The organism is Nocardia sp. bgisy134 (assembly GCF_965341865.1).
In the GTDB taxonomy this organism is placed as follows: Bacteria; Actinomycetota; Actinomycetes; order Mycobacteriales; family Mycobacteriaceae; genus Nocardia.
Genome location: NZ_CBDQZP010000002.1, coordinates 425417 through 439176 on the forward strand (window position 1 = coordinate 425417; position 13760 = coordinate 439176).

The window sequence follows — 13760 nt, forward strand, 5'->3', positions numbered from 1 at the left end:
ACATGGCAACCGAAGGTTTCGTGCGCCGCCCGCGGATCGCGCCGCCACGTCCGCCGGGCGGTGAGGTCGCGTTGTCCGCGCCGCCGGAACTCGATCGTCCCGTCGTCGGCAATCTGCTGATGAAGCTGATGCCGGTGGTCATGGTGGTCGCCGTGGTCGGCATGATCGCGATGATGGTCATGATGGGCCGCAACCTGCTGGCCAACCCGTTCATGATGATGTTCCCGATGATGATGCTGATGTCGATGTTCGGCATGATGGCGGGCATGCGCGGCGGCGGCGGGCCGAAGAAGGCCGCCGAGCTCAACGAGGAACGCAAGGACTACTTCCGCTACCTCGATCAGGTCCGCAAGGATGTGCGCAAGACCGGCAATCAGCAGCTGGCGGCGCTGCGGTGGAGTCATCCCGAACCCAGCGACCTGCAATCGGTGATCGGCAGCCGCCGGATGTGGGAACGCAGGCCCAACGACCCCGATTTCGGGCACGTGCGGGTCGGCGTGGGCAGCCACCGCCTGGCCACCAAGCTGGCCCGGCCCGAGACCGGTCCGCTGGAAGACCTGGAGCCGGTGTCCACCGTCGCCTTGCGCCGGTTCGTGCGCACCCACTCGGTGGTGCACGGCCTGCCCACCGCCATCTCGCTGCGCGCGTTCCCCGCCATCAACGTCGAAGGCGACCGTGCGGCCGCGCTCACGCTGGTGCGCTCGATGCTGATGGAGTTCACCACCTTCCACGGCCCCGACCACACCGCGGTCGCCATCATCTGCGCCGACCCCGACGGCCCGGCTTGGTCCTGGGCGAAATGGCTACCGCACCTGCAACATCCGGTGGACCGCGACGGTGTGGGCTCGGCCCGGATGATGTACCGCTCGCTGGCCGAACTGGAGACCTCCATGTCGGCCGAGCTGGTCGAGCGCGGTCGGTTCATGCGTAACGCGCAGCCGACAGCGGGCCGGATCCATCTGCTGGTGATCATCGACGACGGCTACGTCAGCGGTTCCGAACGCGTCGTCAGCGACGCGGGCCTGGACTCGGTGACCGTGCTCGACCTGACCGCACCGCAGAGCGGTCTTGCGGTGCGCCGCGGTCTGCAACTGGTCGTCACCGACGACGGCATGGTGGCCGCGAAATCCGCAGCGGGCGTGGAGAAATTCGCCACCGCCGACCAGGTGACCCGCGCCGAGGCGACCGCGCTGGCCCGGGATCTGGCGCGCTTCCGCGTCGCGACCGCCGCCCAGATGGTGAGCCTGGGTGACGAGACCCGGGCCGATCCCGGCCTGATGGCGCTGCTGAAGATCACCGACGCCGCCCAGATCGATCCCGGGGTGGTGTGGCGCCCGCGCAGCGACCGGGAACGGCTGCGGGTGCCGATCGGCGTCACCCCCGACGGTACGCCGGTCGAGATCGACATCAAGGAGTCCGCCGAGAACGGCATGGGTCCGCACGGATTGTGCATCGGCGCAACGGGTTCGGGTAAGTCGGAGTTCCTGCGCACGCTGGTGCTGTCCATGGTGACCACGCACTCGCCCGATCTGCTGAACCTGGTCCTGGTCGACTTCAAGGGTGGCGCGACCTTCCTCGGCCTGGACTCGCTGCCGCACGTCTCCGCGGTCATCACCAACCTCGAGGAGGAACTCGCCCTCGTCGACCGCATGAAGGACGCCCTCTCCGGTGAGATGACCCGGCGCCAGGAGCTGCTGCGCGCGGCAGGCAACTTCGCCAATGTCACCGAATACGAGAAGGCTCGCGCCGCGGGCGCCAACCTGGATCCGCTGCCCGCGCTGTTCGTGGTGGTCGACGAGTTCTCCGAACTGCTCTCGCAGAAACCGGATTTCGCGGACCTGTTCGTGATGATCGGCCGCCTGGGCCGCTCGCTGCGTGTGCATCTGCTGCTGGCTTCGCAGCGTCTGGAGGAGAACAAGCTGCGCGGTCTGGACTCGCATCTGTCCTACCGGATCGGCCTGCGTACCTTCTCCGCCAACGAGTCCCGGGCGGTGCTCGGCATCACCGACGCCTACCACCTGCCCAGCGTGCCGGGCTCCGGCTACCTCAAGAGCGACGCCGACGATCCGCTGCGCTTCAACGCCAGTTACGTATCCGGGCCGTATGTTTCGCCGCGCAGTACCCGGCAGGTGGACGGCAAGACCGTCGGCGGGCAGTCGCCTGCGGTGTTCACCGCGGCGCCGGTGGCGCTGCCGGAGATCGTCGAGCCCGCGCGGGGGGCCGTGCCGAGTGGCAGGCCCGAGCTGCCGCCGCCGCCCGGACGGATGGGACTACCCGAATTGCCGCCGCCGCCAGGGCAACTCGTGGGTGAGGAAGAGGGCGAGGAGCGGACCCCGGTGCCGGTTGCCGAGGCCGTTCCCGCGACGCTGCTGACCACCGTCGTCGATCGCCTGCGCGGCCACGGCCGCCCGGCGCACGAGGTATGGCTGCCGCCACTGGACGAGTCGCCGTCGGTCGACATGTTGCTGCCCGACCCGGACTGGCGCTCGCCGGTCAACCGGCACGGTCAGCTGTGGTTGCCGCTGGGTGTCATCGACAAGCCCTACGAGCAGCGCCGCGACGTGCTGATCGTGGATCTGTCCGCAGCGCAGGGCAATGTCGCGGTCGTCGGTGGTCCGCAGTCGGGTAAGTCGACCACCCTGCGCACCATCATCATGGCCGCGGCCGCCACTCATACACCCGAGCAGGTGCAGTTCTACTGTCTCGACTTCGGTGGTGGCACACTCTCCGGTTTGGCGGGGATACCGCATGTCGGTGCCGTCGCGGGTCGCATGGAAGTCGATCGAATCCGCCGCACCATCGCGGAGGTCACCGGCATCCTGCGCCACCGTGAGGAGCTGTTCCGCGAGCTGGGCATCGACTCCATCGTCGAATTCCGCAGGCGGAAAGCGCTGCTGGCGGAGAAGTCGCCGACGGAGCGGCAAGCCGACCCGCTCGCTCAGGATCTGCACGGTGACGTCTTTCTCGTCATCGACGGCTGGCCCACCATCCGCGCCGATTACGACACGCTGGAACCGCAGCTCAATGCCATCGCCGCACAGGGTCTTTCCTATGGTGTCCACCTGATCGTCTCCACCACCCGGTGGCCGGAGATCCGCCCGCAGATCAAGGACCTCATCGGTACCCGCATCGAGCTCCGCCTCGGTGACCCGTCCGACTCCGAGATGGACCGGCGTACCGCGGTGCTCGTGCCCACCGGGCGTCCGGGCCGTGGTCTCACCGCGCAGAAGCTGCATCTGCTGGTCGCGTTGCCGCGCTTGGACTCCGACTCCGATCCGCGCACCCTGTCCGAGGGAATCGGCATCGCCAAGCAGCAGCTCAACGAGCTCTACACCGGCCGGAACGCGCCCGAGGTCCGGATGCTGCCGATGGAGCTCTCGCGCGAGGCCGTGGTCGCGGAGGCAGCGCGGCGGGGCATCCAGCAGAGCAAGACGCTTGCCGTCATCGGCATCGGCGAGACCGACCTGCAGCCGATCGCCATGGATTTCGCGGTGCAGCCGCACTTCTACAGCTTCTGCGATGTGGAGTGCGGTAAGACCACGCTGCTGCGCAATATCGTCGCAGGCGTCACTGAGAACTCCACCTCCGAGGAAGCCCGCGTCATCCTGATCGACTACCGGCGCACCATGCTCGGAGTGCTGGAAGGGGCGCAGCTGGCCGGATACTCGACCTCCGCGCAGACGTCTTTCGGGATGATCAAGGAAGTCGCGAACTACCTCCAGAAGCGGATCCCGGGCAATGACATCACGCCACAGCAGTTGCGCGAACGCAGCTGGTGGACCGGGCCCGAGATCTATGTCGTCGTCGACGATTACGAGATGGTGGTCTCCGGTGGGCGCAACCCGCTGGAGCCGCTGATCGAGTTCCTGCCGCAGGCACGCGACATCGGTTTGCACGTGGTGATCAGCCGCCGCGCCGGCGGCGCCGGCCGGGCCATGTACGACAAGGTGCTCGGCACGCTCAAGGAAATGGGTGTGGACGCGCTGCTGATGAGCGCGCCCAAGGACGAGGGCAAGATCATCGGCGACATCCGCGCCGCCAAGCTGCCGCCCGGTCGTGGCACGCTGGTTACTCGCGGCGGCAACGAGATGATCCAGGTGGCGTACCTGCCGCAGCTGTAGGGCGTACCTTCGGCCGTGCGCGGGCTGAGGGCGGAGTACGTCCGGCTCTGCCGCTTCGCGCGTCGCTCCGGCGCTGCCTGCTCAGTTCGGCAGCGCCGGGGGAGCGAGGATGGCGTCCGTCGGAGGGTCCAGCCTGGGCGCCGCCGACGGCAGACCCGCGGCGGGGATGGCGAGCGTCTGCTCGAAATCCCAGCTGTCGGTGCGTCGTTCGAACAGGGCGCGGGAGGGGCCGCGTGCGATCGGTCCCGCGATGCGCGCCATGTGGAAGCCCGCTCTGCGGTAGTAGTCGTGCAGGTCGGCGTTGGTCGTCCAGGCGTCGAGGCGGACCCAGTCGCGGTCCCGTTTCCTGGCCAGCTGCCCGGCCTGCGCGAGCAGGCGATGGCCGAGACGCTGTCCGGCGAAACGCAGGTCGACGATCATGAAGTGCACGACCACCGCGTCGGCGAGCTCCCATTGCGACCACAGTCCGGGGTCGGCGCGCTCGTTGACGGTGATGGTGCCCGCCGGTTCGCCGTCCACCTCGGCGATCCAGGTCTCGCCCGCGTCGAGCGATCGGCCGACCGCGCGGGCGAAGATCTCGATGGGCAGGCCGCGGCCGGCGACCGTCCACTGATCGGAGCCACGGGCGGTGAGCCAAGCGGTGCGCTGGACGCGCAGGCGGCAGATCAAGCCGAGATCGCCGAGGGTGGCCTCGCGGAGAACGGTAGTCATAGCAACGAGATACCTGGCCTGTACGACTCGCTCAAAATCTGCCGGATCACCGCGGTGCCCTCGGCGTCGCCGAGCTCGTACGCCAAGCGGTTGCGTGTGGCGATGGAGCGCTGTCGCGTCGCCCGGGTTATCCGGCTGTGGTCCGCCCCGATCCGCAGATGGTCGAGCAGGATCGTTCCGGTCGCGACGCCGAGCACGATCGCCTCCTCGGCGCTGGCGGGTCGCGCGACCAGCGTGTCGCGGTGAGCGGTTTCGGGATAGCCGCGGTCGGCCATCCGGCGGGTGGTGCCCTCGGGGATGTCGTGCGGTGAATCGATGCCGGTCGCCTCGGCCAGGTCGCGGGGATAGAAACTGACCTCCCACGACCACGGTTCGTTGTCCAGGTACTGCACGACGGTGCGGGCGAGCACCCAGGTGTCCTCCGCCACGCCGAGCCACTGCGCCACCTGCGCCGTCGCGGGTTCCATCCGCGCGCTGAACTCCTTGGTGGGCACCCGATCCGCGGCGCGGGCGATCTCCTCGAAGATGTCGTGCGGCGACTTGGGCCGGTCGCGACGGATGTGATCGGTCATCACCGACTCGAGCACTTCCTGGTTTCGGACGATCGTGCCGCGGGAAGTAGCTGTATAGACGAGATTTTCGGCGACAAGTACTTGAATGGCATTGCGGGCCGTGGTGATCGAAACCTGCATCTGCTCGGCCAGCTCGGTGTGACTCGGAAGTCGATCGCCCGGTTTCCATTTGCCTGCGCGGATCTCCTCGCGGAGGAGGTCTGCGATCCGGTGATACGTCGGACCGTCCGCCATCTTGCTCCTCGGTTGGTCGTGCAGGTAACGAAGTGTACTCTTCGTGACTCCCTACGGCCGGGTAACGCTTGACAGGTGCCTTCAGAGGTTTATTGTAATGAACGTCCTGATCCGGTGTTGTGCGGCGATGAACGGCGAGGCAACGTGGCAGGTTCGGATTCATCAACGATTGTGATGGCAGTTCCCGGCACACCCCGGTGTGTCGATTCGGCAGTGCAGTCCGTGTCTTCCGGGCTACTGCCCACTTCGGATCTACTTGTTCGGGCGTGTCGCGGGCATCGGGTCGTAGGTGGCCCCCTGCTCTGGTTCGCCCGTGATCTGGCGGTATTACACGAGCGGCGACTTGTCGGTCGTGGTGGATCGGTGAACACCGATCCCACTCATATTCTCGAAAACGAACGGCGCCGAAGCGAATTGGTCATGGCCATCGACGACTGGGTGACGCGCAGCGTGCCCCAGCATCGGCTCGGCGCTACTTTGCACACCGAGACTGTCGGCGCGGTGATCGATCGGCTCGCGGAGTCCTCGGTGCGTGCGCACCACGCACTGATGACGCTCGACGCGCACGACGAGCTATTGCACTGCGCCTGGCACCACCTCGCCGAATTGGCGGACGCCTACGACGACCTGGTCCGCGACGTGCTCGCGGGTCGGAGGCGGCTGCCCGAGTGGTGAGGTGGTTCGTTCGGTCGGGTGTCGTCACCCCTCCTCGGTACCCGACCGGCGAACCTCTTTGGCACACAGTGTTTGTCGAGCTGCGTGGTCGAACTGCTCGGTCCAACCGTTCGGTCGACCGCAGCGCTCAGCTGTGGAAGCGGCGGTGGTCGACGCTGAACTCGTCGGCGACCGTCGCGGCGAGTTCCACGTAGGCGCGCTTGGCCTGCTTGCTGAGCCGGTGCAGATCGATCTCGGCGCCCTCCGAGAGGTGCGCGTCATACGGGATGATGTGCACCGCGCGGCAGCGGGACAGGAAGTACTCGCGCAGCTGCTGCACGCCGACATTCGGTGAACCCTCGCGTGGCAGGTTGATCACCACGACGGCGTTGCGCACCAAGTGATCGTGGCCGTGCAGGGACAGCCAGTCCAGCGTCGCCGCGGCGCTGCGGGCGCCGTCGATCGCCGCCGAGGAAATCAGCACCAGCGAATGCGCCAGGTCCAGGACACCGGCCATCGCCGAGTGCATCAGACCGGTGCCGCAGTCGGTGAGGATGATGTTGTAGTAGCGCTGCAGGATTCGAGCGACCGCCCGGTACTCTTCGTCGTTGAACGCTTCCGACGCCGCCGGATCCCGTTCGCTGGCAAGCACTTCCAGTCGGCTGGTGGCCTGCGAGGTGTGCCTGCGCACGTCCGAGTAGCGCTCGATCGACGGATCGAGCAGCAGGTCGCGCACCGTCGACCGGGTCTGCAGCGGCACGCGCTGGGAGAGCGTGCCGAAGTCCGGGTTGGCGTCGACCGCGATCACCCGGTCGCCGCGGACGGAGGCGAAGATCGATCCCAGACCCATGGTGGTGGTCGTCTTCCCGACGCCGCCCTTCAGCGAGAGCACCGCGATGCGGTAGTCGCCGCGGACCGGCTGCCTGATCCTGGCCACCAGTTCCTGGAGCCGTAGCTCCTCGGCCGACATGCCGGGATTGATCGCGCCGCCGGACATGTGGTGCACGGCCTTGCGCCAACCACTGCCCGGCGACTTCTTCGCGCGGCGCAAGGGAACGTCGTCCAGCGAGGGCTGGCCCTGCTGGGGCTGACGCGGACCGCCCTGCGGCTGCTGGCCCCAGCTCTCACCGGCCGGTCCGTGCTGCGGCCGACCCCAGCTCTCGCCCGTGGGGCCCTGCGGGGGCGCGGGAGGTTGCGCGCCCTGGTTCCACGAAGGCGGTGCGGGTGGCTGCTGATCGGCGGCCGGTGGCGCGACGAAGCCGGGCGGGTTGTTCGCGGGCTCAACCGTTCCCGGCCCGGACTGCGTCGGATATCCCGGCTCGCCGGGCCGGCGATCGCCGGGGATGTGATAGGCGTTCGCGTCGGGGCCGGGGGCCGGAGCGTAACCACCCTGACGCTGGTCGGCATAGCCGTAGCCGGGCTGCGGGCCGTTCGGCGGGGCCGGCGGCTGGGTACCGTATCCGGCCTGCGTCCACGGCATTTCGCCGCCGGGGGCCTGGCCGCCCTGCTGTGCGAAGACGCCGGGATCCCGGCGCACCTCGCCGGGAGCGGGCTGATCGCTGACCGGAGCCCGGTGTCCGCCCTGGGCCGGACCCGGTGCGCCCCACGGACGCTCGCTCGGTTGGGGTTCCGCGGACAGTCGATGCCTGCCGCCTCCCGCGAACTCAGCGTCTTCGGCTGGGCCCGTGGTGTTGCGCGTGGACTCGTCGCCCTGGCCTTGTCCGACCGCCGCCGGTCCGTACACGGAGTCGTCGGGGCGCGAAGGGATTCCGCCTTCGCTCCGCTCGTCCGTGGAGGAGCTCGGAGCCGCCTCGTCGCCGACCGGCCGGGCCTCGGAGTTCGGACGCTCGGCGCCGTTCACCGGATCGACGGCAGCGGACGTGCCGCTCGCGTGCGCGACGGGTGAGGGCTCGCCCGATCGACCGATGTCGCTCGCCGACGCCGGTGTCTGCTGCGCGGCGGGCGAAGTCGCTTGCGCCTCGGACTGTTCGGCGAAATTCGCGGGTGGCGGGGGAAGCTCAGGGCGGGCGCTCGGCTGGTGTTGTTCGGGGCCGTCGAGCCAGGAGGGTGGCGCGTCGCTCGACGGCGTAGCCCCCTCGGGCGTGCGTGGCACGCGGCGTTGCTCCGCGGGAGATCCGACCGGGCCCGGCGACGCGGCCGCGCTCGGACCTGCGAGCCACGGTGGGGCCGCGTCGAATTCGGACGCCGCGCGGTCCGCGTCGGCTGCGGCGGGGTTGTGGTCCTGCACCGTCGATGCGGAGCCCTGACCCGTGTCCGCCTGAGCGGGAGTGTGATTCACCGCTGCCGGAGGGACGACGGGGTCCCCGGCCGGAATGCGGCGCTCGGCAGGCGAGTCGGCCACGTGGTTCTCGGCCGCCCCGCCGGTGACGCTGTGCCCGGCCTGCGGATCGCCGGTCGTTCGGGTGGAGCTGTCCTCGGCGGCCGGAGACGGCCGGACGTGGCTCGGCGGTGGCGGCAGGTCGGGAAGCCTGCGCTCGTAGCGCGTGGTCGCCTCGTCCGACGGAGGCGGCTCGGGGGCGGTCGGTGTGGGGGTGCGCTGACCGAGCGGTTGGAAGCCCTCGGAGGGCTGGCTCGGCTGCCGGGTGGGCAGGCTCGACTGCCCACCCTGTCCTCGCGGTGCCGACGACCTCGGGTCCTCGGGGTGCGGTTGCCCGGCCCATGCCTCGCCCGGTCGCTGCGCGACCTGGCTCGAACCGTCGACCGGCGGCTGATCTGGGCCGCCGATCGGCTGCTGCGGCTGGTGTCCCGGCCCACCCATCGGCTGCTGGTATCCGGGCACGCCGGTCTGCTGGTAGGGCGGTTGTCCTTGGCCGCCGTGCTGTTGCGGCGCTCGACCCGGCCCGCCGAACTGCTCCGGCGCGCCACTCCACTGCGGCCCGCCGTCGCCGATCGGCTGCTGCGGCGTATACCCGGCGCCGCCGGTCTGCTGCTCCGGTCGGCTCGGTCCGCCGATCTGCTCGGGCCGTGCCTGACCGGGACCGCCGATCGGCTGTCCTGGTCCGCCGAACTGCTGCTGTGGGGTCTGGCCGGGACCGCCGCTCGTCTGCGGGGGCTGGCCGTGGGCGTCGAACCGGGGCGGGACCGGGTGATCCGGCGCGCCTATCGGCTGCTGCCGAACCGGCCCCTCGGTCTGCTGCTGCCAGGAATCGTTGCGATCGGCTTGGCCGCGCGCGGCTTGCCGCGGCGAATCATCGGGCCTGCCCGCCTCCGTGTCGGGGCCGGACGACCAACCGGACTGCGGCTGCCCCCAGGAGTCGGCGGGCGGCTCGGGGCGGCGCTGCTCTTCGGCCGGGGGCGCGCTGGGCTGCTCCTCGACCGGCTCGTCCTTGTCGCGGCCGAGCCACCTGCGCTTCTTGTCCTTGCGGCCGGAGCCCTGATTCGCGTCGTTCCGACCATCGGGCGCCTGGGGCTTGCGGCGTCGTTTGCGGTCGGGCGCGTCGTCGATGAGCTCTTCGTGCGGGAGATTCTGTACCGGTGCTTCGTAACCGCCGGTGACCTCGCTGTCGGACAGCCATGGCGGCAGCATCGGGAGGTCGTTGTTACGACTCACCGCATCGCCTCGCTGTCCCACGGCTCCGTCGTGCGCTCGGTTTTCGTGGTGCCCGAGATGGCTCGCCCGCTACCCTCGCGCTCGGCCCTGTCGTGGCCGAGGGGCGCAGTGCCGACGGCTGGCCCGGTACGCTGGCTCACGGCATCCCCCTAAGTCTGCTCGACCGTTTCCTGGACTCGGTCAGTTTACGTGACCGGCCCCACCCGCCGTGGCGCAGGGAGCGGCCGCCCTGCGACTTCCTGGCGGGGCGTTTTTGCCGGATCGGATGCCTCCCGGTAAGCTGGAACGGCGGTGCACCTATGCGCCGCCTGTTTGCATGCCGCCGGTTCGGTTACGCCGTCCGGTACATACAAGCAGACACCAGGCAATCACACCAGGTTCGATCGGCGAAGTCGCTCGATGAACCGGGATCGCGGAGGACATGGCGAAGAAGGACGGGGCCATCGAGGTCGAGGGTCGAGTTGTCGAGCCGCTGCCCAATGCGATGTTCCGTATCGAGCTCGAGAACGGGCACAAGGTTCTCGCGCACATCAGCGGAAAGATGCGGCAGCACTACATTCGCATCCTTCCCGAGGACCGGGTGGTCGTCGAGCTCTCGCCCTACGACCTGTCCCGCGGCCGGATCGTTTACCGCTACAAGTGAATCGAGTCGGCGAACGCTGCTCACGGTGAGCGTTCGCCTAGGTCGATTCACTTGGTGTTTTGTGGGGGTGCAACCCCCACACCCCGCCCGGCGGGCTTCGCCCCCGGACTCCCGAACGGGCGGGTTGGCTTAGGCGCGGACCAACCGTTCGCGCGGGTCGGGCATCTCCGGACCGCCGGATGGGCGGGCTGGTTCGACCCGGACCAAGGCTTTTACCCCAGGTCCCTCCCGGAGGGACGGCCGTTCGCGAGGACGGCACAACAAAAGACTTCCCCAGCCGCCAGGCTGGGGAAAAACTGTGTTCACACCTCTGTGGACCACAACGAGATTGGACGGACGTGAAGGTTCAGCCGAGCGTCAAGAAGATCTGCGAGAAGTGCAAGGTGATCCGCCGCCACGGCCGGGTCATGGTGATCTGCGACAACCTGCGCCACAAGCAGCGCCAGGGCTGATCAAGGGCTCACCGCCAAGCACCGAACGCGGTTCGGATTGGCACAACGAAGAACTCCCAGCTCCAGCCGCACGCTGTGGAAATTCGGGCTTTCGAGAGAAGGCCCGGGGCGTGCGAGCCAACCACCGGTACGGAGGCCGGTGCCCCACACAAGACGGGGGAACGGACAGGGAGCAGACCTCCGCAACGATTAAGGAAACTGCCACATGGCACGTCTCATGGGCGTCGACCTCCCGCGCGAAAAGCGCATGGAGATCGCGCTGACCTACATTTTCGGCATCGGCCGTACCCGCTCCAAGGAGATCCTCGAGGCCACCGGCGTCAGCCCGGACCTGCGTTCGAAGGATCTCAGCGACGACGACCTGACCAAGCTCCGCGACTACATCGAGGCCTCGGAGTTCAAGGTCGAGGGTGACCTGCGCCGTGAGGTGCAGGCCGACATCCGCCGCAAGATCGAGATCGGCTGCTACCAGGGCCTGCGCCACCGCCGTGGCCTGCCCGTGCGTGGCCAGCGGACCAAGACCAACGCGCGCACCCGCAAGGGCCCGAAGCGCACCGTCGCAGGCAAGAAGAAGTAAGGGATACGGATGCCTCCTAAGAGCAGGGCCTCCGGCCCCAAGAAGACCCAGAAGTCGCGCCGCAGGGACAAGAAGAACGTCCCGCACGGCAACGCGCACATCAAGAGCACGTTCAACAACACGATCGTGTCCATCACCGACCCGAACGGCAACGTCATCTCCTGGGCGTCGTCGGGTCACGTCGGCTTCAAGGGTTCGCGTAAGTCGACCCCGTTCGCCGCGCAGCTCGCCGCCGAGAACGCGGCCCGCAAGGCACAGGAGCACGGCGTCAAGAAGGTCGACGTGTTCGTCAAGGGCCCCGGTTCGGGCCGTGAGACCGCGATCCGCTCGCTGCAGGCCGCAGGCCTCGAGGTGGGCACGATCTCCGATGTCACCCCGCAGCCGCACAACGGCTGCCGTCCGCCCAAGCGGCGTCGCGTCTAGCGGGAAAGGAAGGTAGAGCGAAATGGCCCGTTACACCGGACCCATCACCCGCAAGTCGCGTCGTCTGCGCGTCGACCTCGTCGGCGGCGATCAGGCGTTCGAGCGTCGCCCGTACCCGCCCGGCCAGCACGGCCGTGCGCGGATCAAGGAGAGCGAGTACCTGCTCCAGCTGCAGGAGAAGCAGAAGGCTCGCTTCTCCTACGGCGTCATGGAGAAGCAGTTCCGCCGGTACTACGAAGAGGCCAACCGCCTCAAGGGCAAGACCGGTGACAACCTGCTTCGTCTGCTCGAGACCCGTCTCGACAACGTCGTGTACCGCGCCGGTCTGGCGCGCACCCGTCGCCAGGCTCGTCAGCTGGTCAGCCACGGCCACTTCCTGGTCAACGGCGTCAAGGTCGACGTGCCCAGCTACAAGGTGAGCCAGTACGACATCATCGATGTCAAGGAGAAGTCGCTGCCGACCCTGCCTTTCCAGGTCGCGCGCGAAACCCTCGGCGATCGCCCGGTTCCGGGCTGGCTGCAGGTGATCCCTGGCCGTCTGCGGATCCTGGTCCACCAGGAGCCGGAGCGCGCCCAGATCGATGTGCCGCTGCAGGAACAGCTGATCGTCGAGTACTACTCGAAGTAATCAGCGAATGCCGCTGGTGCTCGGTCGTTCGGTTCGCCGGATGGTCGAGCACAACCCCTTAAAACGAGGCGTCAAATAGCGGGCGCCCTAAAAGGAGGATGATCCTCATGCTGATTTCCCAGCGTCCGACCCTGACCGAAGAGGTCGTCGCCGAGAACCGCTCGAAGTTCACCATCGAACCCCTCGAGCCGGGCTTCGGTTACACCCTCGGCAACTCGCTGCGGCGTACCCTGCTGTCCTCGATCCCGGGGGCCGCGGTCACGAGCATCCGCATCGACGGCGTTCTGCACGAGTTCACCACCGTTCCCGGCGTGAAGGAAGATGTCACCGACATCATCCTGAACCTCAAGGGTCTGGTCGTGTCCTCGGAGGAGGACGAGCCGGTGACGATGTACGTGCGCAAGCAGGGACCCGGCACCGTCACCGCCGGTGACATCGTGCCGCCCGCCGGCGTCGTCGTGCACAACCCGGACATGCACATCGCCACCCTGAACGACAAGGGCAAGCTCGAGATCGAGCTCGTCGTCGAGCGCGGTCGCGGTTACGTCCCGGCGGTGCAGAACAAGGCGTCCGGTGCGGAAATCGGCCGGATCCCGGTGGATTCGATCTACTCCCCGGTGCTCAAGGTGACCTACAAGGTCGAGGCCACCCGTGTCGAGCAGCGCACCGACTTCGACCGGCTCATCCTGGACGTGGAGACCAAGAACTCCATCAGCGCGCGGGACGCGCTCGCCTCGGCGGGCAAGACCCTGGTCGAGCTGTTCGGCCTCGCTCGCGAGCTGAACGTCGAAGCCGAAGGCATCGAGATCGGCCCCTCGCCGGCCGAGGCGGATCACATCGCCTCGTTCGGTCTGCCGATCGAGGACCTGGACCTCACCGTCCGGTCCTACAACTGCCTCAAGCGCGAGGGTGTGCACACGGTGGGCGAGCTTGTCGCCCGCACCGAGTCGGATCTGCTGGACATCCGCAACTTCGGCCAGAAGTCCATCGACGAGGTGAAGGTCAAGCTGCACGCGCTCGGCCTCTCGCTGAAGGACAGCCCGGCGTCGTTCGACCCGTCCTCCGTGGTGGGTTACGACGCGAGCACCGGCACGTGGAGCGACAGCGGCACGTTCAGTGACACCGATGGCGGCGAGCAGGACTACGCCGAGACCGAACAGCTCTAGGCCGCTGG

Annotated in this window: 11 protein-coding genes; 8 read left to right on the forward strand and 3 right to left on the reverse strand. The window is 68.3% G+C overall.

Features of this window, described 5'->3' with window-relative positions; all coding sequences use genetic code 11:
- Nucleotides 1-2 precede the first annotated feature (2 nt).
- Nucleotides 3-4121 carry a type VII secretion protein EccCa gene (gene eccCa, locus ACRWNM_RS05480; RefSeq protein WP_431964116.1) on the forward strand — a complete coding sequence of 1373 codons (4119 nt, stop codon included), beginning with the start codon at nt 3-5 and terminating at the stop codon, nt 4119-4121.
- An 81-nt stretch (nt 4122-4202) separates the two neighbouring features.
- On the opposite strand, the gene ACRWNM_RS05485 is transcribed toward eccCa, so the two are convergent.
- A complete protein-coding gene (locus tag ACRWNM_RS05485) occupies nt 4203-4832 on the reverse strand; it encodes a GNAT family N-acetyltransferase (protein ID WP_431964118.1) in 630 nt (209 codons plus the stop codon).
- A complete protein-coding gene (locus ACRWNM_RS05490) occupies nt 4829-5638 on the reverse strand; it encodes a GntR family transcriptional regulator (protein WP_431964120.1) in 810 nt (269 codons plus the stop codon). Before ACRWNM_RS05490 ends, ACRWNM_RS05485 begins: the two co-directional genes overlap by 4 nt.
- Before the next feature lie 363 nt (nt 5639-6001).
- Here ACRWNM_RS05490 and ACRWNM_RS05495 point away from each other — a divergent pair, with 363 nt between their 5' ends.
- Complete coding sequence (locus ACRWNM_RS05495) at nt 6002-6313, forward strand: DUF4254 domain-containing protein (protein WP_245668422.1); 312 nt, start codon at nt 6002-6004, stop codon at nt 6311-6313.
- Nucleotides 6314-6440: 127 nt separating this feature from the next.
- On the opposite strand, the gene ACRWNM_RS05500 is transcribed toward ACRWNM_RS05495, so the two are convergent.
- Nucleotides 6441-7931, reverse strand: a complete 1491-nt coding sequence (locus ACRWNM_RS05500; protein WP_431964529.1) for an AAA family ATPase — start codon at nt 7929-7931, stop codon at nt 6441-6443.
- 2353 nt (nt 7932-10284) lie between these two features.
- On the opposite strand from ACRWNM_RS05500, the gene infA reads away from it, so the two are divergent.
- From infA to ACRWNM_RS05530, 6 genes are all read left to right on the forward strand, one after another.
- Complete coding sequence (gene infA, locus ACRWNM_RS05505; protein WP_003418601.1) at nt 10285-10506, forward strand: translation initiation factor IF-1; 222 nt, start codon at nt 10285-10287, stop codon at nt 10504-10506.
- 338 nt (nt 10507-10844) lie between these two features.
- Entirely contained in the window at nt 10845-10958 is a 114-nt protein-coding gene (rpmJ, locus tag ACRWNM_RS05510; RefSeq protein ID WP_011207363.1) for a 50S ribosomal protein L36, read from the forward strand.
- Nucleotides 10959-11163: 205 nt separating this feature from the next.
- A complete protein-coding gene (gene rpsM, locus ACRWNM_RS05515) occupies nt 11164-11535 on the forward strand; it encodes a 30S ribosomal protein S13 (RefSeq protein ID WP_039795645.1) in 372 nt (123 codons plus the stop codon).
- 9 nt (nt 11536-11544) lie between these two features.
- Entirely contained in the window at nt 11545-11958 is a 414-nt protein-coding gene (gene rpsK, locus ACRWNM_RS05520; protein WP_011207365.1) for a 30S ribosomal protein S11, read from the forward strand.
- A gap of 22 nt (nt 11959-11980) precedes the next feature.
- Nucleotides 11981-12586 carry a 30S ribosomal protein S4 gene (rpsD, locus tag ACRWNM_RS05525; protein WP_067785061.1) on the forward strand — a complete coding sequence of 202 codons (606 nt, stop codon included), beginning with the start codon at nt 11981-11983 and terminating at the stop codon, nt 12584-12586.
- Nucleotides 12587-12693: 107 nt separating this feature from the next.
- Nucleotides 12694-13752 (forward strand): DNA-directed RNA polymerase subunit alpha, encoded by a 1059-nt coding sequence (locus ACRWNM_RS05530; protein WP_067785162.1) that lies wholly within the window; start codon nt 12694-12696, stop codon nt 13750-13752.
- Nucleotides 13753-13760: the final 8 nt, after the last annotated feature.